Below are 20210 nucleotides of genomic sequence, written 5' to 3'. Positions count from 1 at the left end.
TAGGTGACAGAGGTAACTTTTGAGCATTTCTATCTTCTTTGATCAGAGCTGTATAGCGTTTTTTCGTACATCAAAATACTTATGCAACGTATTTACTTCTAATATCTTAACTCTGAGTCGCAACCTTGAGCTTCGTGTGGGCGTTTTGCCGGAAACGTAGCGGTGGATGAGTTAAAGAGCTTGAGGATGTCATTTTGTAACGCAAATAACTATCCCTTACCTACGACAGGTTAATGGCGGTGAGCAGTGGGCGGTAGGCAGTAGCCTGTATTCGGTATTCAGGAGGGCTTTTTGCAGGAATTGTCGCAGGGTGTCAGGCTGAAAGGAATTTCCTCGGGAAAGCGCCGGGCGTGAAGAGCGGAATGCCGTTCCATTCGGCAGGATCGAGCGGGATGTAATGTTGCCGGAGATAATTTCAATCATTTTGGAGCTTCCTGTGAAGGTGCCTGTAAAGGTATTCGCGGAAATTATTGGCGACACTCTGTGATTGTATTGTTGTGACGACAATGTGCGTATACTGTATTGGACGTAAATTCGCCTTTTTAGAGGTTCCCGTCCATTAAAGGAGACGTCTGGCCACTACACATGTCACGGGCTCTTTCTTCCGTTTAAACGACCCACAATGCTTTACAACCTTCTCATGCTGCTCGTCATCTCATGTTTCAGTATTGACGCATACGGACATGATAAGGCGGCATTTGTGCTCTACGATAAAGCCGGCAGGGAGGTGAGCTATCATAAGCTGCTGAAAAAGGCGAAGAAAAGCGACGTCGTCCTGTTCGGGGAGTTGCACGACAACCCCATTGCACACTGGCTGCAGCTGGAGCTGACCAGGGATCTGCACAAAAGGAAAAAACTGATTATGGGCGCCGAAATGTTCGAGGCCGACAATCAGAAGGCGCTCGACGATTACCTGTCGGGCCTGATCGATTACTCCAGGCTGAATTCTCTCGTCAGTCTGTGGTCGAACAATAAAACCGATTATGCTCCGCTGGTGGATTTCGCCAGAGATCATCGGATTCGCTTTATCGGAACGAATATCCCGAAAAGATTCGCTCGTCTGGTCCATAAAAACGGAGGCTTCGCCGCCCTGGAGAAGCTCGGCGATGAAGAAAAAAAGTGGATCGCTCCACTGCCGGTTCATTTCGATCCTGAACTGCCGGGGTACAGGAACATTCTGACGATGATGGGTGAACACGGGACTCCCGAACTGGTCAAGGCCCAGGCCATCAAGGATGCCACGATGGCGCATTTTATTCTGCTGAACCATAGGCCCGGCCATATCTTTCTTCACTTCAACGGGGCGTACCATTCGGACTTTCATGAGGGAATCGTATTCTATTTACGGCGAGAGAATGACTCCCTGCGATACTTGACCATCACCACGGTTGAGCAGCAGGATATCCGGCATCTGGAGGTACAGCACAGAGGACGTGCCGATTTTATTATCTGCGTGGATAGCGATATGACGAAAACCTACTGAAGGTTGATGGCGATGAGCTGAGGGAGGTAGCCGGAAGAGTGTAAGCGGTGAGCGGTGGGGGTTTTGCCGGAATGTGGCGGTGGATGTGGCCGATCATGCGTTGGCTTTCCCTGAGGATCACTGCTTGTTGCGTTATGCCTCGTAAGGCTCCATGATATACCCGAGACAATCCTGCAGGATAACCTTCACATCACTGGTGAACATCGATGGTACGACCGGCACCCTGGTGAGAATGCGGTTCTCGCTGAAAAGGAGGTAGCGGTCGGTGACGTCGCGGTTAAGGTTGTCGATGACCACGAGCGGCGGAAGGCCGTTGCGGTAACGACCCAGTTCCGTTCCGTCAGGCACCCGCTCGAAATTGAGTGTTTCAAGATCCTCACGAAAACAGACATCAGTATTGTCGGCGCACCGGCCGAATCCGGGCCTGATGCCATCAGGGAGGAGTATCCTTGCGGTGGTATGGAACAGATCGTTGTGGTGATTGGCCGGTGGTGTGAAAAAGCTCTCCTCGGGCAGTTCAAGGCAATGCCGGAGATAATTTTCCACATGCTTTGTTCCTGCCGCATCGCCTGACACTCCGCATTCAAGCGTGACCGTTGGGCATATCGAGGAGAGCGCGACCGCAAGGACTTCGTGCGGTTCCGTAAACCAGACGATGGTTTTGCTGAACCGCCGGGCAAGAGAGAGGGAGTTGTGGTCGAGTCGGTTGATACAACCATAGTGCGGGTTTTTGCCGGTGTTGTTGTGCAGGTCGATGCCGGCAATCGGAGCCGCCTTCGAGATTTCCGCCAGAACATGCCGTGCCAGCAGGTGTTCCGGATAGCGGTTTCCCTGCCAGATGCGATTGTAATCGGCCTGCCCGTCGAGTTTGCGCACGCCCCGCACGGCAGCGGCGACGTTGCCGACAAACAGCAGCAAAGGTCTCGGCAGCTCGCGGAGGGGCGCCCCGAATCCGGCGAGGAGTTGCTGCATGGCTGTAAACCCGGTGGTTTCGTTGCCGTGCAGCAGGATCGAAACGAAGAGCGGAGAGCCTTGTTCGCCCTCGATACGGATGAGCGAAGGGCCCGGGAGGATCGAGGCGAGTTTTTCGGTCTCGATTCCGGTGAACCCGTCGGGAAGTCGGTCGAACAGGTGCAGATCGGGCGGATGAATGTGGTTCAGATGCTCCATTCGTGTACGGGAATGTTTCTGTTCTGGTTTTCGAGATATGCCTGGGTCATTGCCCTGAAATCGGGGCCGTGGCGCCTGATGAAGGCTTTTTGCCACCAGGCGCCGTTCCGGCGCGTCGCTACGCGTCTTGAGAGGATATCGCCAAGGTAGTATTTCAGATCATGACGTTCGATTCCCCGTTCGCCGAGAGCCTGCATGGCTCCGGGGATCAACTGTTGCAGCAGAAGAGTATCCGCTGGTATGGCATTTCCCGAACTCCAGATGAGCATGGCTTCAAGCCCGAAGCGCGAGGCGGTGTAAAAGTTCGTGCGAGCCTGTTCGAACGATATCGCTACCTGGGGAACTTCGGGCTGCAGGTGAAGTACCGCGCCATAAAAAAAGAGGATATTGGCTACAATGTCCGGAATCGATGGTCCTGCCGGCGGTACGCGATGTTCGATCCGCACATGAGGGCGACCACCCTCACCGAATCCTATGAGAGGACGGTTCCAGCGCCAGATGGTTCCGTTGTGCAGCCGCAGATGGTTGAGCCGGCTGAAATCCTCGTCGAAGGTGACCGGCAGGAGTACAGGAAATCCGTCGAGATTTTCGAGGAAGACCTCCTTGAGCGAATTGCGGACGTAGTCACGTCCGAACGTGACGCGCGAAACTACTCTTCCGGAGAGGTCAACGAACGCAGGGGTTTTTACGGCCTGCTCGTAAAGGGGAATGCGTGTTTCATCCCAGAGCTCCCTGCCGAAGAGGAACGGGGAGTTGGCCGTGAGTGCGACCATCGGCGCCGACAGCACATGGGCGATGTTGTAAACGGCGGCTGCCTTGCTGACGGGAACCTGAAAGTGGATCTGCAGCGATGTCGTGGCCGCCTCTGCCATGACGTCCTGATGGACGACCTCCAGCGAATCACCGGTTCCTTCGATGTGTATTCTGAGGGGGTGATGGGCTCTCGATCGCAGTATTTCACGGTTCAGTGCGAGATACCTATGCAACGAAGAGATGTTTCGGAGCGTCAGCATCCTGTCCTGCAGGGTCGGCAGGATGCCCACCATAAGGGTATTGCACCCCATGTCACGTGCATTGACGGTGCAGATATTCCAGAGCTTCCGGAGTTCCCTGTTCAGGAATGCGGGGAGATGGCTATCCAGCGGATGCGGTGCAATATTGAGTTCGAAGTTGTATTTCGACAGCTCGGGCACAACCAGGGGACTGTTGACCCGCTGGAGGAACTCCTCGTTTCTGGCAGTCGGAGCGCAATGCCGGTCGACGAGCCATGCTTCGAGTTCGAAGCCGCACATCTCCTGGTGGTTGTCGAAGAGATCCGAGGAAAACCACTCCATCAGAATCCGCGTTTCCTTTCTCAGATTCTGGTGAAACTGCCGGAAATCCTCTTCGCTGAACTCTGTTTTTGCTATTTCACTGCCCATCGATGACTGGTTTACGGTCGGTCTGACGGATAGGGTACTTTGAACAATCTGGATAATAGCATGCTTAGATGCAAATGATTTGCAGGCAGTTGTGAAAAGAGAGTTGGGAATTGGACGGTTTGATGGGTATCCTTTCTTTAGAGATACCTTTGAAATCGAAATCGTTGAACAGCAGTGCATTTTTCAGGTTTAAAAATTTTCCGGACGGCGGCCATTCGAAAATTTTTTTTCCCCGTTGTTTCGTGGATTTTGTTGAGTGTTATTTTTGCGGCTTGTTCGTCTCAAAACCATGAGCCGGCGTCAAGAGCTCGTCAGGCAGGCGAACATGCCGTAACACAGCAGGCTCCGATCAATGGGGGATCCCGGGATATTGACGTGCAGGAACCGGCAGAGGCCGGCTTTGCGCTGATGCAGTCTGAACGACTCGGCCCTCTGAGGCTTGGATTACCTGCAGGCGAATTGCTGCAAGTGCTTGGAAAACCGGAAGAAAAGTCTGAACGCAACGTCTGGGGGGCTGATGGTGCGGAGCATCAGTCGTGGCGTTACGTTGCACAGGGAATAGTACTTGGCATGATTGCCGAAGGCGCAGCCAACAAGCAACAAATCGACGGGATAACCATATCGGTTCCGTGCCGGTTCCGGACAACAAGGGATATAGGGATCGGGAGCAGCAGGGAGGCGGTGCTCGAAGCGTATCGCAAGGAGATAGCTCAATCCTCCGGAGACAGTGCGGTCGGAATCAGTGACGACACGGTTATCGCGGGATCTGTCTATGGGGGAGTCGTGTTCACCATCAAAGACAATAAGGTTTCAGGTATTTTTATCGGAGCCGGTGCGGAATAGAGCTTCACTGAAACGCAGCGGCGGACGATTATAACAATCTTCGGATACGGGGATTCTCGATGAAACAGACAGTATCGGATCAGGAGCGCAGTCGTCTGGATGAGCGTGTTGCCGAAACGGAACGGCGCACCGGAACACAGATCGTCCTGAGCGTCATCCAGCGAAGCGATTCCTATGCGGAACTGCCTTGGAAAGCGTTCGCCCTCGGCGCATCGGCCGCCGGACTGATTCTTCTTCTGCTTTATTGGCGGTTGTACGACTGGTATCCGGATGTGCCCGCTCGAATCATGGTGGTGGGCATTCTCTCATGTGGTGCCCTGTTGGCGCTCATGAGCGTGGCGTTTCCACGATTCGCGAAATGTTTTTTATCCGACTATCGCGCAGAAGCGGAAGTGCGGCAATATGCAAAATCGCTGTTTCTGGACCGGGAGCTGTTTGCTACCCAAAAGAGGAGAGGCATTCTGCTGCTGCTGAGTCTGTTTGAACGTCGGGTTGTTATTCTGCCGGACAGGGGGCTGGATGAGCGTTTCAGGGAAGAGGATGTGGAGAAGATGATTGCGGCGATGACTCCGTTTCTGAAGCGTAAACAGATCGGTCATGCATTCGATGCCGGTCTGGACTGTCTCACCCGAATACTCACTCCTCCCATTCCCGAGGCCAGTAACGACGAATTGCCGAATGAAATCATCGAGGAGAAGGGAATATGAAGGCCAAAGCGATGTTCCTGCTGCTCCCGATTGCAATGCTCATCAGTACCATACTTTTTGCTGCTGACGTTCCCTATCTGACCGGGAGAATCACGGACAATGCGCAGCTTCTCTCGCCGGAGGTCAACCGGTCATTGTCGGACAGCCTGCAGGCGCATGAAAAGCGCACCGGCAACCAGATTGCGGTTCTGACGATTGCAACACTCGATGGCGAGAGCATTGAAGATTACGCAGTCAGGGTGTTCGAGTCGTGGAAACTCGGACGGAAAGGCAAGGATAACGGTGTTCTGATCGTGGTGGTTCCCAATGACCGGCGGATGCGCATCGAAGTGGGTTACGGGCTTGAAGGAACCCTCACCGATGCCATGGCGGGGCGGATCGTTCAAAACGTTATGACCCCCAAATTCAAAAACGGCGACTTTGACGGAGGTATCGCCGATGGAGCCGGGGCCGTGATCGAGCTTCTTGAGGGCGGCGAACTGCAGGAGTCAGGCATCAAAACCGGTTCGACGGAAAAGTCGGAATTCTTTGAAATGGATGGGCCTGAGCTTTCGATTCAGGAGCGTATTCTTCTTGGAGCGTTTATTTTCGGAATCATCGGACTGTTTACCGCCATCGGGATACTGACGCCGGGAGTCGGATGGTTTTTATACTTCTTTCTGATCCCCTTCTGGGCGGTATTTCCGATCGTTGTCCTTGGCTCGGGCGCTTCGTTCTATTGTTTTATCGCCTATGTGATCGGCTTTCCGATTACAAAACTGTTCATCCGAAAGACCGACTGGTATATAAAGGCTCAAAAAGATTTACGCACCAAGGGGCAAGCTTCAATCGGCGGCCTTTCGATCGGTTCCGGCAGTTCCGGTTCATCGTGGTCGTCGGGCAGCTCGGGCTTTTCAGGCGGCGGCGGATCATCCGGCGGCGGCGGTGCGTCCGGCAGCTGGTAGGGATTCAGGGACTTGCCGTGCTGAAAACCCAAAACAAGAAGTCATTCTGATGCAATATAATTATGCCAAATGCCTGGCCATGGATCGACTGCAGGCGTTCAGGCTTCGATGTGCTGTGTTTTTTTGAGCAGAATCCTGAAGAATGTGCTGAACTCCTGTTTCAGCCATTTCCGCTCGAATCTGGTGTCGAATTGAGGAGGTATGGTGCTGTTTTCAACCTCGAAACCGGTATCGGGGAGCTGTTTCAGCATCCAGTTGCAGTAATCTTCGCTGTCGGTCACGATGAGCGCTTCGCATCCTGAAACAAGCCGGTTGTTGAGCAGGCGCAGGTATTGCGTCGAAAAGAGTCTGTACTTGCTATGCTTTCTTTTTGGCCAGGGATCGGGAAAGAGCGAATATGCCCGTGAAATGGAACAGGCAGGGAACAGATCGGTGAAGGCGTCCCTGGCGCACGACTCGAGCAGCCGGATGTTATTGAGATTATGGCTCGCAACCCTTTTAGCAACCTCCGTTATCATGCCGGGTTTCTTTTCGATGCCGATAAAGAGTCTGTCAGGGTATTGCGATGCCCTCCTGAGAAGATACTCTCCGCTGCCGAAGCCTATTTCAACCTCGATCGTTCCGGCATCCTTCAGATGTATCTCCTCCCATGCTTCCCGATCTGCGATAATGACAGGATTCTCGCACAATGACGTTCTGGTATCCATGAACATGCAGGATTGCGGTATGACTCACGGGAACCTCTGAAAAGTTATCGCACTCCTTTACAGCGGTTCCTATAAAACGGATGGCAATATACGCAAAGTCCTGAAAGAGGCCTCAACGAGCCTGAAAAAGCCTCTCTGTTCGTCCGGCATGCCGAGTGACACCCTTGTTGCCTGCCGCTTTATGGCTATATTTTCAGAAACGGCCCATCCCGCTTTTCTTTGAGACAAATACTTTAGTTACGGACATTTACAACCATTAAAGGTTATAGTTGATGAAAACCCTTGATTTGCTGAACAAGACGGGATCGGGCGAATCGCTTTCGCGCGATGAACTGGTTTTTCTGCTCGATCTTCCTCCCGATTCATCCGATACCTATATGGTTATGGGTGAGGCAAACCGGATATCGAAGGAGGTATCGCAGGGAAAAGCCGAAGTTCATGCCCAGTTCGCTCTCAATCTTGCGCCGTGCAGCTGCGATTGCCTGTTTTGCTCGTTTGCGGAAGTGAACGGGGTTTTCAGTACGTCATCCGCGTTGAGTTCCGCGCAGGCCGTCGCTTACGCGCGTCAGTTCGAAACGGACGGCGCGAACGCTCTTTTTCTGATGTCGACGGCCCACTATCCTTTTGAGCGTTTTCTGGAAATATCGGGGGAGGTGCGCAAGAACCTGAAGCCGGAAACGACCTTGATTGCCAATGTGGGCGACCAGTCGCTCAAAAGCGCCCTCAAGCTTAAGGATGCCGGGTTCACCGGCGTGTATCATGCGCTTCGGCTTCGCGAAGGAGTCGATACCACCCTCGATGCCGGCAGGAGAAAGCGGAGTATCGAGAATTTCAGGGAGGCAGGTCTCGAAGTCGGAACATGCGTGGAGCCGGTTGGGCCCGAACATACCAACGAGGAGCTTGCCGATATGATAGCATTCACCGCGTCGTTCGATCCGGCCTATAGCGGCGCGGCACGCAGGATTCCCATTCCGGGCACCGGATTGGCCGCGCTCGGCATCATCAGCGAGCTGCGAATGGCCCAGATCGTTGCCGTCACGAGACTGGGTATGCCGAGGAGCGTTTCGGGAAATTGCACCCATGAACCCTGCACGTTAGGAGCTATTGCCGGCGCAAACCTTTTCTGGGCCGAAGTCGGAGCCAACCCTCGTGACGTTCAGGCGAAGACCGAGGAGGGGAGAGGCGAAAGTGTGATCAGCTGTCGCTCTATTTTTCAGGAAAGCAATTGGGAGGTGCTGCAGGGGCCGTCACGGTTTTATAATCGGTAGCCAGCAGGCGGTGGTAGGCAGTATTCAGGAAGATGAAGGGGAGGAAGATGTGAGCGGTGGGCTGGAGGCTGGAGCCGTAAGCTTGTATCCAGTTCCTGTTTTCACATCTTTTGTGACTCCGGGAATCTTCGTTGTGGTTCGCACTTTATGTCTGTAACCCAGATTCGAGTGTTTCAGGATGCTGCTCTGCCGGTGAACCGACAAGTAGTTCAACTGCATTATCCGCATAGCCGAATGCCGCAAAGCAATGAACAGTTAAATGATAACGTTCGATATCGCAATCTGTTGGTATGCTTATCGGTAATTCACGATTTCTACATTGTCCGGGTTGATGGATCGCCAGAAAATCAAGGTCAAAAGAGTTTCAAAATTGTTGTTATTTTAATAAATTATAACGTTGATATTCCTTCATTTTTTTTCATAATGCTACACCAGCTGTTCAAGCAGTACCTGTTGTATTTGGATTTTTATCCCGGTTCGGTTTTTGCTGTATCGCTACGTTGCTTCCCACTAGCCGCCTCGTCCTATGCCTGGATAGTTCTGACTCCGATTCATATCATGCGGGTTTTCTTTTTTCGATTTAACTGGTGAATGGTCCTCAGTGTATTCCTGTTTTGCTGAATATCAGACAGGTGGTTTTTGAGGTTCCTGATTCGAGTTTTTCGACGAACTCTCGTTGCCTGAATTATGCAAAAAGTAATTCGTAAGACAGTTCTGCTTGTATCCATGGTGCTTATCCTCGTTGTTGCAGCTCGAATCCTGTTTTCTTTTTCACCTGGATACATGGATGATCTTAAGTGGGAGCTGACGGGTAAAAAAGGCACTGCAGCTGAATACGCATCGTACCTGAACGCATGTCCACAAGGGAAGCATGCTCCAGAAGCCAAAAGCAGGATTTTCTCTTTGCTTCACAATGAAAGTATCTATGCTGCTGCCTTGAAGTCAGGAAACGAGGACTCCTTGAAAAGGTTTCTTGATGAATATCCCGGCCATGTCAAGCAGGATGAAGCCAAAAAAGTTTTGAAAGGGATGAGTGAAGGGGAAGATATTATCGATCTGCTGAATGAACGGAAAATAGATGTGAAAACCGAAGGAAGCGGTATTCAGAATGTCAGCATCAGTATCCGCAGGCTGGTTCCCTATCCGGTTACCGTGCTGATTCCTGTCGGTACCTTTTTTGTTTCCTCGATATCTTCGGTTCAGAATATGGTCACGACCGCCAAAAGCCGGGTGTTTCTTGGCTCGGATGAGTGGACAGAAGGGCTACTCGATGCTGCATGTGCGAACCGGCCTCGCGATATTCCCGGTCAGGAGAACCGCTTTTCGGTACAGCGATTCCCCGAGAAGGCTGAACTGACAAGACTGATGCCAGTGCTCGAAAGCGCAAATGTTACATACGCGGTACGGCAGGCTGTAGTATGGATCGTGACAGACAATGCTGATTACGACGAGCTTGGAATTCTTGTCAGTCGCTCACAGTACCAAGGGTTCGGGGGCTCAAGAGAGATCAACGAATTTGAAACTGCCTCGGCCTTGAAGATTCTGGACAAAGCGGGAATCAATATCAAAAAGAAGCGAGTCTGGAAGAATCGGGCGACGATTATTAAAGGTCTTGCGGATCCTGAGCTGAAAAAATGGCTTGAAAGCAGATAGGTCATATAGGGGGATAGGAAGATATCCTTGTATTCCTGAATGAATCAAGGTATTTAACAGCGAATATCGAGAGAATGAGTGCTGAATAAAAAATAAATTAGGGCGCGGATAGAAAATAGTTGTTAAAATATACTTGTTTATTGGCGAGGTTCAACTCAAATAAATGAGATGTAATCATTGTTTTGATTAGTCCGAGTAGTTGATGTGTTCAAAACTTATAAAATATATAATATCATGCTCAAAATAGTTTTTTTATTATTATTATCTTTTTTTTTCAGCATGCAGGCTAAGTCTGAAGAGATCTTATTAACAGATAAGGTTAAGGAGATACCTGCACATTCTTCAATCTTGATATGTGATAGTCGAATAATATTTGAAAATATTGTGAATGAGATGATATATGAGTTTCCTGATGCCTCCCAATTAAACTCATTGTTTGTGGCTGAGGCAAAAAATGCGATTGCAAGTAGTAATGCACAAATAAATATTATAGACAAGACCTCCGCCATCAATACAGTGTATCAGCCACATTGTCAGGAATTGTCTGGCTTGGCAAAGAAGCTTGCTTTGGGGCAGCTTGATGATTATGCATATAAAATATTAAAAAAATTATCAGCGTCTAACAAAAATATATATGTCCTATCTCATGAGCTATATGCTAAAACAGGCCCGGGTGGTTCATGGGATCCATATTCTGGTGCGATTAGTTCAACCTCATCTGTCGCCAGATATCGAATATCATTGATTGATTGTCAAACAGGGGAGGTTATTTGGAAAAATGAAAAATATATCAGGAAAATACCTGATTATAAAAGTACAAAATTTATTGGCTTTATAAGGATGGCTCTTGAAGGTACAAAAAAACATTAAATCAGGAGGAAAAGAAAATGCTGAAAAAAACAAATCTTCTTTATTGGTTTGTCACATCGTTATTCCTGCTTGTTATATGCGGTTGTGGTAGTACGTCTCCACGTACACCGATTTATAGTGCTGCTGGGTTTCAGATGGAATCAATACCTCAACTTGCAATATTACCACCATATGATTCAAGGTTTGATAAAAAAGAGAAGGTTGATATAAAGAAAGTTCAGGAAAAAAGCTCAAAGATGATTCAGAAAAAAGGCTATGTTATTACAGAAGTGCCTGTTGGTGTTGAAGCTGTGAGAATTGATGAGGATGAATTAAAGTCGCCAAATAAAGTGTTTATTAATAACCTTTGCCCTGCCGAAAAGAACAGATATATAATGGTCATAAATATTCTTGATGTCTCAACAAAACTAACATTCGGTAGTACTGGTAATGCAGAGATATCAGGATATGTTTTTGATAAAGATGCCGGAATTACAGTTTGGCATGATAAAGGTATTGGTAGTACTGGGCAAGGGGGATTATTAGGAATGATTATGAAGAGCGGTATGGATGATGAGGCAATCAGTATTGCGTTATATAATCTTTTTTCAAGTATACCGGAGAAAAAAGCTGTACAGTAACTACTGTTTTGGGACAAATTTATGATTTATTATTTCAGATAGAGAATAATTTTGGCAGGAAAAAGAGTCATCGATGGTTGAGTTTTTCGATGATCTGCTTCGGGAACGAATCGTAAAAAATGAATTTCACACCCCGCAGCTCTGCTGCGGGGTGGTTCATTAACAATATCTAATTAAAAGAATAGGGTAAAAACAGAATCAACAATACTTTTTCATATAGTTTTTCTGCTTTCTTGTGGTTGATATCCACTTTTGAAATTGTTGTTTCAGGTGGGAATCAGGGACAACCATTATATAACGTCGAACCATATCTTGAAATACCGCTTTAAAATACATTAATTGTATGGGTAGCGAGTGACGATCGGTGATCGGTGGATTAGGGACAGAAGCCGGTAGCCAGCAGGCGGGAGTCAGGATAGGAAAGAGGCTGGATTGCCGGGTGAGGGTTAAACTTTCGGTTTCCGGGATGGAAGCATCATACTTTTTGGAGGGGCCCTTTATTTCCATGCTTCTTGGGGATTTTGTAGTTTCGGTACTGTGGCATTATACCACGCAAGCCATTCTGCCAGGATTATGTACTGGCACATGAATTTCCCCGGCATAAACCCTTTATCAAGGAGGTTATCATGACACCGTCAACGGAAGCAACCAAACCGGAAAAGCAGACAGGTGCTCCTGCCGCCAGCAGTCCGAAGCCGAAACCAGCCAACAGCCCGAAGCCGAAGCCTAATGTGACAGGCAGGCCATCCGGTGTTCAGGCAGGGAGTGCTTCGAGACTCGCCCCGTTTGATGCGTACAAGCGCGTCGATATTGCAGCCAGCGGCAGTTCGAACGCGGCCACTGCAGAAGGTCGCATGACGACAAAGCCTGTAGCGAAGAAAAGGCTGATTGCCGTTTTTCCCGGCGGCTCCACAAAATCCTGATCATCGGCCAGGTCTGTACTCTTTTCTTCAGGCTTTTCCTGCTGGAAAGGTATGGCAAGCCTCAGCAGGTGGCTTCAGTTCCGTGAAGCAACCTGAAAAGAGAGCGGCAGCCTGTTTTTCCCCTGAGGCTTCAGTTTGCCGGAGGGGGGGTTTTTGTGAGAATGCCGTCCGCTACCATTTTGTCGATCATCTTCGTAAGCTGGTCGTGTGTACGAATCAGCGCAGGCATCGAAAGGGCAAGACGTCCGACTGGCTGAATGTCGGGTTCCTTGCCCTTTTCGACTGAAATGACGTTGACAAGATCGATGCGTATGACGCCGTCGATAAGGGTCATGTTTGCGATTCCGTCAGCATAAATCGTCTGCATGTTGTTTCCTCCGGGGGTAGGGTTTCGTATTTGCAATTGGTTCATAAAGCGGTCGCAATATACGGAAAGAAGTAGTCAGTAGGCAGTAGTCAGTAGTCAGTAGGCAGGATACAGGATACAGAATACAGGATACTGGATACTGGATACTGGATACTGGATACTGGAGATGTGAGCGGGAGGAGGAAGTCAGTAGCCAGTAGCCAGTAGGCGGCAGGCAGAAGAAGGTAGGCTGTATTGTTTTCCTTAACGTAACGTAGGGACTCTTTCCACGGTTCGGGAAAAGCCGTAACATAGCAGTTGTGCCGTTGTTGTTGGAGAAGTGAATGCGAAAGGAAAGATGAAAAAAGGTGTCTTACAGGTCGGAAAACACGAAACGGAATACTGCCATGTCAAACGATGCGATTGAACGGGATGCGCTGACACCGGAACAGCGAGAAGAGCAGATCAGGCTTGCCGCCTATTTTATCTGGAAAGCAAATGGTGAGCCGGAGGGCACTGCCGAAGAGGACTGGTTGCAGGCCGAGGAAGCCTTTGCAGAAGAGAGCGTCGAGGCCGTTTAGGCAAGGTACTGCACTCTCTCTCCTTATCCGTGACTGACCGGTAGTGCCGCATGGCAGCTATCGGTCAGTCATTTTTTTTTCGTTATTTCCCGGAAGAGGTGAACTGCTCATTCCGGATACCATCATGCGAAAACTCCTGCGCCCTATCCTGCTGCTGTCGGCGATTGCCGCAGTAGCCGCACTTGCCTGGCACGCATAGTCGTCGGGCCGCTCCGTTCCGGACGGGCGACACGACCTGCGTACCAACGGCATCTGGCTCCAGCACGGCTGGATAGGGGACGACGGGTGGTTCCTGCGGAACGGGAGGGATCGGTCGCGGTTCCGTAACGATGCAAGGATCCATGAACTGGCGCTTCTGCTCGCGGAGCACGGAGTGAGGGACGTTTTTCCGCACCTCTGTCCCTGCACATCCGACGGACGGATCGCTCTGGCCGATTCTCTGCAGACGGAACGGTTCCTCGACGGGTTTTCAGGTTTCAGGGTACTGCCATGGGTTGGCGGAGTTTCCCGGAAGCATTGCTTTCCGGATTCCGCCCTATGGAGGGAGCGTTTCGTTTCGTCCGTGGTTGCTTTGCTCAATGCCCACCCGCGGCTGGCAGGCATCCATCTCAACATCGAACCTGTTCCTGATGGTAATGAGGCATTTCTCGCGTTGCTCGACGAGCTGCGCCAGGCAATGCCGGAGGGGAAGATCATTTCCGTGGCGGCTTACCCGCCGCCAAAGGGTTCCCGGCCATTTATTAAAATACACTGGAACAAACCGTATTACGCTGAGGTTGCCAGACGGACAGAGCAGATCGTTCCCATGATGTACGATACTTCGATCCGGTCGGCCAGGTTCTACCGCCATCTGATGAAAGTCTGGAGTGTGCAGGTGCTTGACTGGTCCGGCAGGACGGAGGTGCTCCTCGGCATTCCGGCCTACGAAGATTCCGGCGCAAGGCTCCATGTCGCTGAAACTGAGAGCCTGCGAAACGCGCTTTCCGGGATTCATGCGGGACTGGAAACATACCGGGTGCTGCCGGATAACTATGCCGGGGTGGCCATCTACTGCGAATGGGAGATGGACGCGAGCGAGTGGGCCTTTTTCAGTAGCCGGTAGGCAGTAGACAGTAGACGGGAGGCAGGAACGAGAAGGCTGTAGCCGGTAGCTGGGAGAGCGGATGCGGAAGATTAAAGATTGAATACTGATGTTGAGCCGCTTGCGCTTCGGGGCTATGTGCCGAAGCGAAAATGATTTTTGAAAAGCGCAGATTTTGTATAATTATCCGAAGAGACCGGGGTGGATATTCTGGTAAAGCGCCAGCCCCTGTAATAACTATTACCAATCAATAACGACTATAGAGGAGGATGTGGATGAAACGGGTGGTTCTTTTTTTGTTGACAAACATTGCGGTGATGCTGGTGCTGTCGGTCAGTGCCCGTCTGTTGGGCGTCGACCGGTTTTTGACTGCCAACGGCCTGAATCTCGGCATGTTGCTGGTATTTGCCGCCCTGATCGGCTTTGGAGGATCCTTTATTTCGCTACTGATGTCCAAAACCATGGCGAAATGGAGCACCGGCGCTCGGGTTATCGAACGGCCAGCCAACCAGGACGAGGCGTGGCTTGTTGACACCGTGCGACAGCTCACCAAGAAGGCAAACCTGTCGATGCCAGAGGTGGCCATCTATGACGGCGCTCCCAACGCTTTTGCCACCGGCCCCAGCAGGAACAGATCGCTGGTGGCGGTATCGACCGGGCTCATGCAGAGCATGAACAAAGAGCAGGTTAAGGCTGTACTCGCCCACGAGGTCGCCCACATCGAAAACGGCGACATGGTTACCCTGACGCTGATACAGGGGGTGGTCAATACTTTCGTGATTTTTCTCTCTCGCGTGGCTGCCTACGCGGTGGACAGCTTTCTTCGCAGGGACGAGGACGAGTCCGGCAGTCCTGGTATCGGCTACTGGATCAGCAGCATTGTCTTTGAAATCATGTTCGGCATTCTGGCAAGCATCGTCGTCATGTACTTTTCACGCAAGCGCGAATTCCGGGCTGACGCGGGAGCGGCAGCACTGATGGGTGACCGTCGCCCGATGATCGACGCACTGCGGGCGCTGGGAGGTCTCCAGGCCGGCCAGTTGCCCAAGGAGATGGCAGCGAGCGGCATTGCCGGCGGCGGCATGATGGCGCTTTTCAGCAGTCACCCGCCCCTTGAATCGCGGATTGCAGCGCTCGAATCGGCTCGCTGAATTTGAGCCGTTCAATTGACAAAGCCCCGCCTTTAGTGCGGGGTTTTGTTATATGGAAAACCGGGTGCTGCCGGATGATTACGTTGCTCTTTGCCTGTTGAAGGGTTATTTTGGGGTGTTTCCGATACGTTTGATTAAACTCATGAATATGAAGCTCGACAAGCCACTGACCGGTATTACGGCGTTTTTTATCGTTTTGCTGACGATGCCTCTCGGTCATGCGGCGGTTATTCTTCTGCAAAGTGCATTGGGCAAGGATCATGTCGTGCTTGCCGGGCTTCTGTCGGGTTTGGCTGGAACCGCTATGCTGCTCTTCGGCATGCGCGTTTCCAAAGAGCTCGTCGCGACGCTGCTCGGCTTGTTCGGCGCTCTTTTTGTATGGGCCGGCTGGATAGAGATCGGTTTCGAGTACTACGCCAAACGCCTGGGCATAGAGCCGGTGATGCTGAACGGGGAACTCGTCACCAAGGCTGAATATCTGCTCATGCCCTCCTCCGTTGGTTTTTTTGCGGTTGTCATGCTCTATTATCTGTTCGGCGTCCGTACAGGGTGCCGGTTTTTTCTATGGTTTCAGCGCCTTCTGGGTATCGACAAGGTGCTTGAACAACCGGTTCGGCTCTCCCGTAGTTCGGCGATGACAACCTTTATGGAGTTCATTGTGTTGCTCTGGGGCTTTTACATGGTGCTGCTTTTCGCCTATGACGATCAGTTTGCCGGAGACCGTCATCCCGTCACCTGTTTTATCGCTTTTGGTTCGCTACTGTGGTCGGTACTCCTGTTCGTGAAGCTCATAAAGATCATACGACTGGACTGCGCAATCCGGTATGCCATACCGACGGTCATCATTTTCTGGAATGTTGTCGAAATACTCGGCAGGTGGAATGTGTTTACCGAAATCTGGATCGATCCGTCGAATTACGTGCCGGAAATAGTGCTGATGACGGTTGTGCTCCTGATTCTGATCCTCTCGGTTCTGTACGGCGAAAGGGGAGCATGGAGGGGAAGCGAGGAATAAACTGACGGGCAACGGCATGCCTTCGGAGATTGTAGCGCGTTGCCGCAGGGGGTAGAGGTTCGGGATGGGTATAATCTTAATAGGTCATGCGATGCAGCGGACTTTGCCGGACAGTGTTGTGGTGCTTGATTTCGAGACGACGGGCTTGTCGCCGCAGTATGGCGACCGGGCTATCGAGATCGGGGCGGTGCTTCTGGAGAACGGGGAGATTGTCGAGCGTTTTCAGAAACTGATGAATCCCGGTTTCCGGATCAGTCGGTTTATCGAGAGTTATACCGGCATAACCAATGCGATGCTCGGAGGCCAGCCCTGCTGTGAAGAGGTGATGGCCGAGTTTTCGGAGTTTATAGCTGGCCGGAATATCGTGGCGCACAATGCGTCGTTCGACCGCCGTTTTCTGGATTTCGAGCTGAAACGGGCTAAACGGGTATATGATGGTGCCTGTTGCTGTTCTCTTTTGGTGTCGAGAAGGATCTATCAGGATGCTCCGAACCACAAGCTTCAGACGCTGGTGTCGCATGTGGGCATTCCGGAGACCGGAAGGTTTCACCGCGCGCTGGCGGATGCCGAGATGACTGCGCATTTGTGGATGTCGATGATAGAGCGGATTCGCCGGCAATACGGGATACCGGAGATTAGCTTCGACCAGCTGAGCGAGCTCTCGAAAATCGACAAGCTCTATACCCACAGGTATCTCGCCTCTCTGGCAGAAGGCGGTTAATGGCACACCCGTGAAACCCCATAGGGGTGTAATATCGGTAGAGAACCGGCCCTCCACCCTCATTCGTCTCCTGCGGAGCCTCGGAGAATCGGGGCGGGTGGGCGAGAATCGTGCTTCCGGAGCACAAGAGCGTGCAGCTGTCGGCGTCAAACAATCATCGGAATTTCGTCAACCTCATTTCATAAGAAAGCTCATGAAGAACCGTTTGTTGCCGTTCCTGGTCGCCGTCAGCATCCTGCCCGGAAGCACGATTCTCGAAGCCAGGCCCGCCGCCGGATCTCCCAGGGCGGGCGCGATACGGGAGGTCTCGCCCGGAAAGACCATGGAGAAGTACTCGCTTCAGTACGACAACCTGAGGCCGGTCGATGGCCGGTGCCCGTCGGACTACAAGCTGGTGCAGCTGGCGCTCCTGCTCGATACGAGTAACAGCATGGACGGGCTGATCAACCAGGCAAAAAGCCAGCTCTGGCGCATCGTCAACGAAATGTCACGCATGCACAAGAGGGGCGATCAGATCCGGCTGCAGGTGGCACTGTACGAGTACGGCAACAACTCGCTTTCACCCGCATCCGGATACATCCGTCAGGTAACGCCCTTCACCGAGGACCTCGATCTGCTCTCCGAAGCATTGTTTTCGCTCACGACCAACGGGGGTTCGGAGTATTGCGGGCACGTCATCGGCAGCAGCCTGAACCGGCTGCGCTGGAACAGCTCCCGTGAAGGCCTGAAACTGATCTACATAGCCGGCAACGAGCCGTTCAATCAGGGGGAGGTAAGCTACGAAGCCGCCTGCCGATGGGCTGCGGAGCGGGATGTCACGGTCAATACCATCTACTGCGGGGATTATCGGACGGGGATCGACTCCTTCTGGAAAAGAGGGGCCGAGATCGGTCGCGGAAGCTATTTCTCCATCGACAGCGACATGGTCACGCAGGGGATCGTCACCCCCTACGACCAGGATCTCATGATGCTCAACAGCCGGATCAACAAAACCTATGTGCCTTACGGCAGGGAGGGTAAAGCGCGTCAGGAACGACAGGCGAAGCAGGATATGAATGCGGCGGCTCTATCAGCGCCAGTTGCCGCAGAAAGGGCAGCATCGAAAGGTTCGAAACTGTACGAGGCTTCCCAGTGGGATCTCGTGGATGCCCTCGACAGGAAAGCCGTGACGCTCGATAAGCTCGAAAGGGAGAACCTCCCCGACGAGCTGAAGGGCAAGTACCGCAAGGAGATCGAAAGCTATGTGCAGAAGAAAAAACTGGAACGGGACACATTGAAACAGCAGATCGCGGAGCTCGGCAGCAAGCGCGACACCTGGGTGCAACAGAAGGAGAAGGAAACGGCGGGAAGCGAGAGCCTCGGAGCGGTTATCCTCAAAGACCTGCATACCCAGGCTGCGTCGAAAAACTTCGGATTCAGGTGATGTTCGGTCCTGACTGGCTGCTCGAGGGCGCAATCGTGGTGATCGAGCGTACGCACCGGGTGGAAACCCTGGCGACCGCCGACCTGGCCGCGCTGCTTGCAGGGCTTGAACCTCCATTGCTGTTCGACGTTCGCTCCGCCAGCGAGTTTGAGAAGAGCCGGATTGCGACTGCAGTGCGTCTCGATCCCCAGACCGGCCCGGATGAGTTCGAGGCTCGCTACTCCTCACTCGTGGCGGGGCGTGACACGGTCTTTTACTGTTCGGTCGGCCAGCGCAGCTCTGAACTGCTCGAACGGGTGGAGGGCGTGTGCCGGAAAGCGGGGGCCAGGAGCTGCAGAAACCTGCGCGGCGGTATCTTTCGCTGGTATAACGAGGGGAGGCCGGTTGTGGATGCGTCAGGTCCGACGGACGATATTCACGGGTATGATCCGGTCTGGGGCGTGATGGTCGAGAGGCGCCGGTAGCCTGGCTATGGGCTGAACGGTCTCCGGAGCAGGGCCAGGAGCCGCTGCTTGCCTGCGTCGCTTTCATGGTCGAGACCGAGACGGAGGCCGTCGAGACTCTCTTTCATCAGGAAGCTGCCGAAAAGGCGATCCCAAAGGGAGAGCATGCTGCCATAGTTGGAGTCGTGTTCACTCCTCTCTCTCGAGTGGTGCAGGCGGTGCATCATGGGGGTGGGGATGACGAGCCGGGCCAGACGATCCAGGGCGGGCGGAATGGAAAGGTTGCTGTGGTGGAATTCGATGACCGGCGTCATGAGGAGCGAGTAGAGCAGCAGGTGTTCGATACCGGCACCCATCAGCATGAAGAGGCTCAGACGCAGCAGTTCCGAGATCAGGATCTCCATGTAATGGAACCGCCAGCTGGTGGTGACGTCGAGCGTGGCGTCGCTGTGGTGTACGGAGTGGAATCTCCAGAGAAATGCCGCTTCATGGTTGAGCCGATGCCAGACGTACATCCACAGGTCGATGATGAGGATGATCAAGATGGCTTCGGCGGCGGGGTGAAGGGCCAGCATCCCGATTCCCGGCCAGAGGTTTCTCGACCAGTCGAGTATGAAGGCCATGAGTATGCCCGAAGGGAGCAGGATCAGCAGGTTGAGTCCTGCCATCGAAAGGTTGAGCCTTGCATGGAGGCCGCGGCGCTTCTGCCCGGAGAAAAAAGGGAAGAGGCCTTCGAGGATCCAGAGCAGCACTCCGCCGGCCATGGTGGCGCCGTAGGAGAGTATTCGCAGGTCGGGTATGGAATAAAAGATTTCTGCCATGCTGTTCCGGAAGAACCGG

The 20210-nt window shown here is 52.2% G+C and carries 23 protein-coding genes; 16 read left to right on the top strand and 7 right to left on the bottom strand.

Translation table 11 applies throughout. The annotated features are described in order from the left end of the window. The first annotated feature begins 622 nt into the window (after positions 1 to 622). Entirely contained in the window at positions 623 to 1483 is an 861-nt protein-coding gene (locus K9G39_RS08555) for a ChaN family lipoprotein (RefSeq protein ID WP_292004508.1), read from the top strand. A gap of 132 nt (positions 1484 to 1615) precedes the next feature. On the opposite strand, the gene K9G39_RS08550 is transcribed toward K9G39_RS08555, so the two are convergent. Next, positions 1616 to 2653 (bottom strand): M14 family metallopeptidase, encoded by a 1038-nt coding sequence (locus K9G39_RS08550; protein ID WP_292004507.1) that lies wholly within the window; start codon positions 2651 to 2653, stop codon positions 1616 to 1618. Then, a complete protein-coding gene (locus K9G39_RS08545) occupies positions 2641 to 4074 on the bottom strand; it encodes a glutamate-cysteine ligase family protein (RefSeq protein ID WP_292004506.1) in 1434 nt (477 codons plus the stop codon). Before K9G39_RS08545 ends, K9G39_RS08550 begins: the two co-directional genes overlap by 13 nt. Before the next feature lie 375 nt (positions 4075 to 4449). Between K9G39_RS08545 and K9G39_RS08540 the strand changes: the two genes are divergently transcribed. Genes K9G39_RS08540 through K9G39_RS08530 form a run of 3 tightly spaced genes read left to right on the top strand, consistent with a single transcriptional unit; the run spans position 4450 to position 6568 of the window. Then, a complete protein-coding gene (locus K9G39_RS08540) occupies positions 4450 to 4917 on the top strand; it encodes a hypothetical protein (protein WP_292004505.1) in 468 nt (155 codons plus the stop codon). A 59-nt stretch (positions 4918 to 4976) separates the two neighbouring features. Continuing rightward, positions 4977 to 5624 carry a TPM domain-containing protein gene (locus tag K9G39_RS08535; RefSeq protein ID WP_292004504.1) on the top strand — a complete coding sequence of 216 codons (648 nt, stop codon included), beginning with the start codon at positions 4977 to 4979 and terminating at the stop codon, positions 5622 to 5624. Beyond that, positions 5621 to 6568 (top strand): YgcG family protein, encoded by a 948-nt coding sequence (locus tag K9G39_RS08530; protein ID WP_292004503.1) that lies wholly within the window; start codon positions 5621 to 5623, stop codon positions 6566 to 6568. The genes K9G39_RS08535 and K9G39_RS08530 overlap by 4 nt, the downstream gene beginning before the upstream one ends. A 98-nt stretch (positions 6569 to 6666) precedes the next feature. Here the strand turns inward: K9G39_RS08530 and K9G39_RS08525 are convergent, their stop codons facing one another. After that, entirely contained in the window at positions 6667 to 7275 is a 609-nt protein-coding gene (locus K9G39_RS08525; RefSeq protein ID WP_292004502.1) for a tRNA (guanine-N7)-methyltransferase, read from the bottom strand. A 272-nt stretch (positions 7276 to 7547) separates the two neighbouring features. Here K9G39_RS08525 and K9G39_RS08520 point away from each other — a divergent pair, with 272 nt between their 5' ends. The 4 genes from K9G39_RS08520 (at position 7548) to K9G39_RS08505 (ending at position 11686) form a co-directional block, all read left to right on the top strand. After that, complete coding sequence (locus K9G39_RS08520) at positions 7548 to 8543, top strand: radical SAM protein (protein WP_292004501.1); 996 nt, start codon at positions 7548 to 7550, stop codon at positions 8541 to 8543. A gap of 1029 nt (positions 8544 to 9572) precedes the next feature. After that, positions 9573 to 10196: a hypothetical protein gene (locus K9G39_RS08515; protein ID WP_292004500.1), complete on the top strand. Its 624-nt coding sequence runs from the start codon at positions 9573 to 9575 to the stop codon at positions 10194 to 10196. A gap of 234 nt (positions 10197 to 10430) precedes the next feature. Then, complete coding sequence (locus K9G39_RS08510; RefSeq protein WP_292004499.1) at positions 10431 to 11066, top strand: hypothetical protein; 636 nt, start codon at positions 10431 to 10433, stop codon at positions 11064 to 11066. 17 nt (positions 11067 to 11083) lie between these two features. Then, entirely contained in the window at positions 11084 to 11686 is a 603-nt protein-coding gene (locus K9G39_RS08505; RefSeq protein ID WP_292004498.1) for a hypothetical protein, read from the top strand. Between the two features lie 198 nt (positions 11687 to 11884). Here K9G39_RS08505 and K9G39_RS08500 read toward each other — a convergent pair whose 3' ends face one another. After that, a complete protein-coding gene (locus tag K9G39_RS08500) occupies positions 11885 to 12193 on the bottom strand; it encodes a hypothetical protein (RefSeq protein ID WP_292004497.1) in 309 nt (102 codons plus the stop codon). A gap of 119 nt (positions 12194 to 12312) precedes the next feature. On the opposite strand from K9G39_RS08500, the gene K9G39_RS08495 reads away from it, so the two are divergent. Beyond that, positions 12313 to 12609, top strand: coding sequence for a hypothetical protein (locus tag K9G39_RS08495; RefSeq protein ID WP_292004496.1), 297 nt, complete (start codon positions 12313 to 12315; stop codon positions 12607 to 12609). A 130-nt stretch (positions 12610 to 12739) separates the two neighbouring features. Here the strand turns inward: K9G39_RS08495 and K9G39_RS08490 are convergent, their stop codons facing one another. Then, positions 12740 to 12976 carry a hypothetical protein gene (locus K9G39_RS08490; protein WP_292004495.1) on the bottom strand — a complete coding sequence of 79 codons (237 nt, stop codon included), beginning with the start codon at positions 12974 to 12976 and terminating at the stop codon, positions 12740 to 12742. Between the two features lie 386 nt (positions 12977 to 13362). Here K9G39_RS08490 and K9G39_RS08485 point away from each other — a divergent pair, with 386 nt between their 5' ends. Next, complete coding sequence (locus K9G39_RS08485; RefSeq protein WP_292004494.1) at positions 13363 to 13536, top strand: DUF2934 domain-containing protein; 174 nt, start codon at positions 13363 to 13365, stop codon at positions 13534 to 13536. Between the two features lie 82 nt (positions 13537 to 13618). On the opposite strand, the gene K9G39_RS08480 is transcribed toward K9G39_RS08485, so the two are convergent. After that, positions 13619 to 13906: a hypothetical protein gene (locus tag K9G39_RS08480; protein WP_292004493.1), complete on the bottom strand. Its 288-nt coding sequence runs from the start codon at positions 13904 to 13906 to the stop codon at positions 13619 to 13621. A 3-nt stretch (positions 13907 to 13909) separates the two neighbouring features. On the opposite strand from K9G39_RS08480, the gene K9G39_RS08475 reads away from it, so the two are divergent. The 6 genes from K9G39_RS08475 to K9G39_RS08450 all read left to right on the top strand — a co-directional run bounded on the left by K9G39_RS08475 (position 13910) and on the right by K9G39_RS08450 (position 19391). Further along, positions 13910 to 14638: a glycosyl hydrolase family 18 protein gene (locus tag K9G39_RS08475; protein WP_292004492.1), complete on the top strand. Its 729-nt coding sequence runs from the start codon at positions 13910 to 13912 to the stop codon at positions 14636 to 14638. Between the two features lie 254 nt (positions 14639 to 14892). Continuing rightward, a complete protein-coding gene (htpX, locus tag K9G39_RS08470) occupies positions 14893 to 15768 on the top strand; it encodes a protease HtpX (protein ID WP_292004491.1) in 876 nt (291 codons plus the stop codon). Between the two features lie 142 nt (positions 15769 to 15910). Then, positions 15911 to 16783, top strand: a complete 873-nt coding sequence (locus K9G39_RS08465; RefSeq protein ID WP_292004490.1) for a hypothetical protein — start codon at positions 15911 to 15913, stop codon at positions 16781 to 16783. Between the two features lie 91 nt (positions 16784 to 16874). After that, positions 16875 to 17504 (top strand): 3'-5' exonuclease, encoded by a 630-nt coding sequence (locus K9G39_RS08460; RefSeq protein ID WP_363319373.1) that lies wholly within the window; start codon positions 16875 to 16877, stop codon positions 17502 to 17504. 193 nt (positions 17505 to 17697) lie between these two features. Further along, entirely contained in the window at positions 17698 to 18927 is a 1230-nt protein-coding gene (locus K9G39_RS08455; protein WP_292004488.1) for a hypothetical protein, read from the top strand. Continuing rightward, positions 18927 to 19391, top strand: coding sequence for a rhodanese-like domain-containing protein (locus tag K9G39_RS08450; RefSeq protein WP_292004487.1), 465 nt, complete (start codon positions 18927 to 18929; stop codon positions 19389 to 19391). Before K9G39_RS08455 ends, K9G39_RS08450 begins: the two co-directional genes overlap by 1 nt. 5 nt (positions 19392 to 19396) lie before the next feature. Here the strand turns inward: K9G39_RS08450 and K9G39_RS08445 are convergent, their stop codons facing one another. After that, the gene (locus K9G39_RS08445; RefSeq protein WP_292004486.1) at positions 19397 to 20191 is read right to left on the bottom strand and encodes a sterol desaturase family protein; all 795 of its coding nucleotides are present in this window, start codon (positions 20189 to 20191) and stop codon (positions 19397 to 19399) included. Positions 20192 to 20210 lie beyond the last annotated feature (19 nt).

The organism is Chlorobium sp., assembly GCF_021740465.1.
GTDB lineage: Bacteria > Bacteroidota > Chlorobiia > Chlorobiales > Chlorobiaceae > Chlorobium.
The sequence above is the reverse complement of the archived record's forward strand: the minus strand, read 5'-3'. Positions and strand labels throughout refer to the sequence as shown.

Excerpts from the sequence above, each read along its gene's own strand:
- K9G39_RS08555 (WP_292004508.1), top strand. The coding sequence starts at position 623 with ATGCTTTACAACCTTCTCATGCTGCTCGTCATCTCATGTTTCAGTATT.
- K9G39_RS08550 (WP_292004507.1), bottom strand. The coding sequence starts at position 2,653 with ATGGAGCATCTGAACCACATTCATCCGCCCGATCTGCACCTGTTCGAC.
- K9G39_RS08545 (WP_292004506.1), bottom strand. The coding sequence starts at position 4,074 with ATGGGCAGTGAAATAGCAAAAACAGAGTTCAGCGAAGAGGATTTCCGG.
- K9G39_RS08535 (WP_292004504.1), top strand. The coding sequence starts at position 4,977 with ATGAAACAGACAGTATCGGATCAGGAGCGCAGTCGTCTGGATGAGCGT.
- K9G39_RS08530 (WP_292004503.1), top strand. The coding sequence starts at position 5,621 with ATGAAGGCCAAAGCGATGTTCCTGCTGCTCCCGATTGCAATGCTCATC.
- K9G39_RS08525 (WP_292004502.1), bottom strand. The coding sequence starts at position 7,275 with ATGGATACCAGAACGTCATTGTGCGAGAATCCTGTCATTATCGCAGAT.
- K9G39_RS08520 (WP_292004501.1), top strand. The coding sequence starts at position 7,548 with ATGAAAACCCTTGATTTGCTGAACAAGACGGGATCGGGCGAATCGCTT.
- K9G39_RS08515 (WP_292004500.1), top strand. The coding sequence starts at position 9,573 with ATGAGTGAAGGGGAAGATATTATCGATCTGCTGAATGAACGGAAAATA.
- K9G39_RS08510 (WP_292004499.1), top strand. The coding sequence starts at position 10,431 with ATGCTCAAAATAGTTTTTTTATTATTATTATCTTTTTTTTTCAGCATG.
- K9G39_RS08505 (WP_292004498.1), top strand. The coding sequence starts at position 11,084 with ATGCTGAAAAAAACAAATCTTCTTTATTGGTTTGTCACATCGTTATTC.
- K9G39_RS08500 (WP_292004497.1), bottom strand. The coding sequence starts at position 12,193 with ATGGAAATAAAGGGCCCCTCCAAAAAGTATGATGCTTCCATCCCGGAA.
- K9G39_RS08495 (WP_292004496.1), top strand. The coding sequence starts at position 12,313 with ATGACACCGTCAACGGAAGCAACCAAACCGGAAAAGCAGACAGGTGCT.
- K9G39_RS08490 (WP_292004495.1), bottom strand. The coding sequence starts at position 12,976 with ATGCAGACGATTTATGCTGACGGAATCGCAAACATGACCCTTATCGAC.
- K9G39_RS08485 (WP_292004494.1), top strand. The coding sequence starts at position 13,363 with ATGTCAAACGATGCGATTGAACGGGATGCGCTGACACCGGAACAGCGA.
- htpX (WP_292004491.1), top strand. The coding sequence starts at position 14,893 with ATGAAACGGGTGGTTCTTTTTTTGTTGACAAACATTGCGGTGATGCTG.
- K9G39_RS08465 (WP_292004490.1), top strand. The coding sequence starts at position 15,911 with ATGAATATGAAGCTCGACAAGCCACTGACCGGTATTACGGCGTTTTTT.
- K9G39_RS08460 (WP_363319373.1), top strand. The coding sequence starts at position 16,875 with ATGCAGCGGACTTTGCCGGACAGTGTTGTGGTGCTTGATTTCGAGACG.
- K9G39_RS08455 (WP_292004488.1), top strand. The coding sequence starts at position 17,698 with ATGAAGAACCGTTTGTTGCCGTTCCTGGTCGCCGTCAGCATCCTGCCC.
- K9G39_RS08450 (WP_292004487.1), top strand. The coding sequence starts at position 18,927 with ATGTTCGGTCCTGACTGGCTGCTCGAGGGCGCAATCGTGGTGATCGAG.
- K9G39_RS08445 (WP_292004486.1), bottom strand. The coding sequence starts at position 20,191 with ATGGCAGAAATCTTTTATTCCATACCCGACCTGCGAATACTCTCCTAC.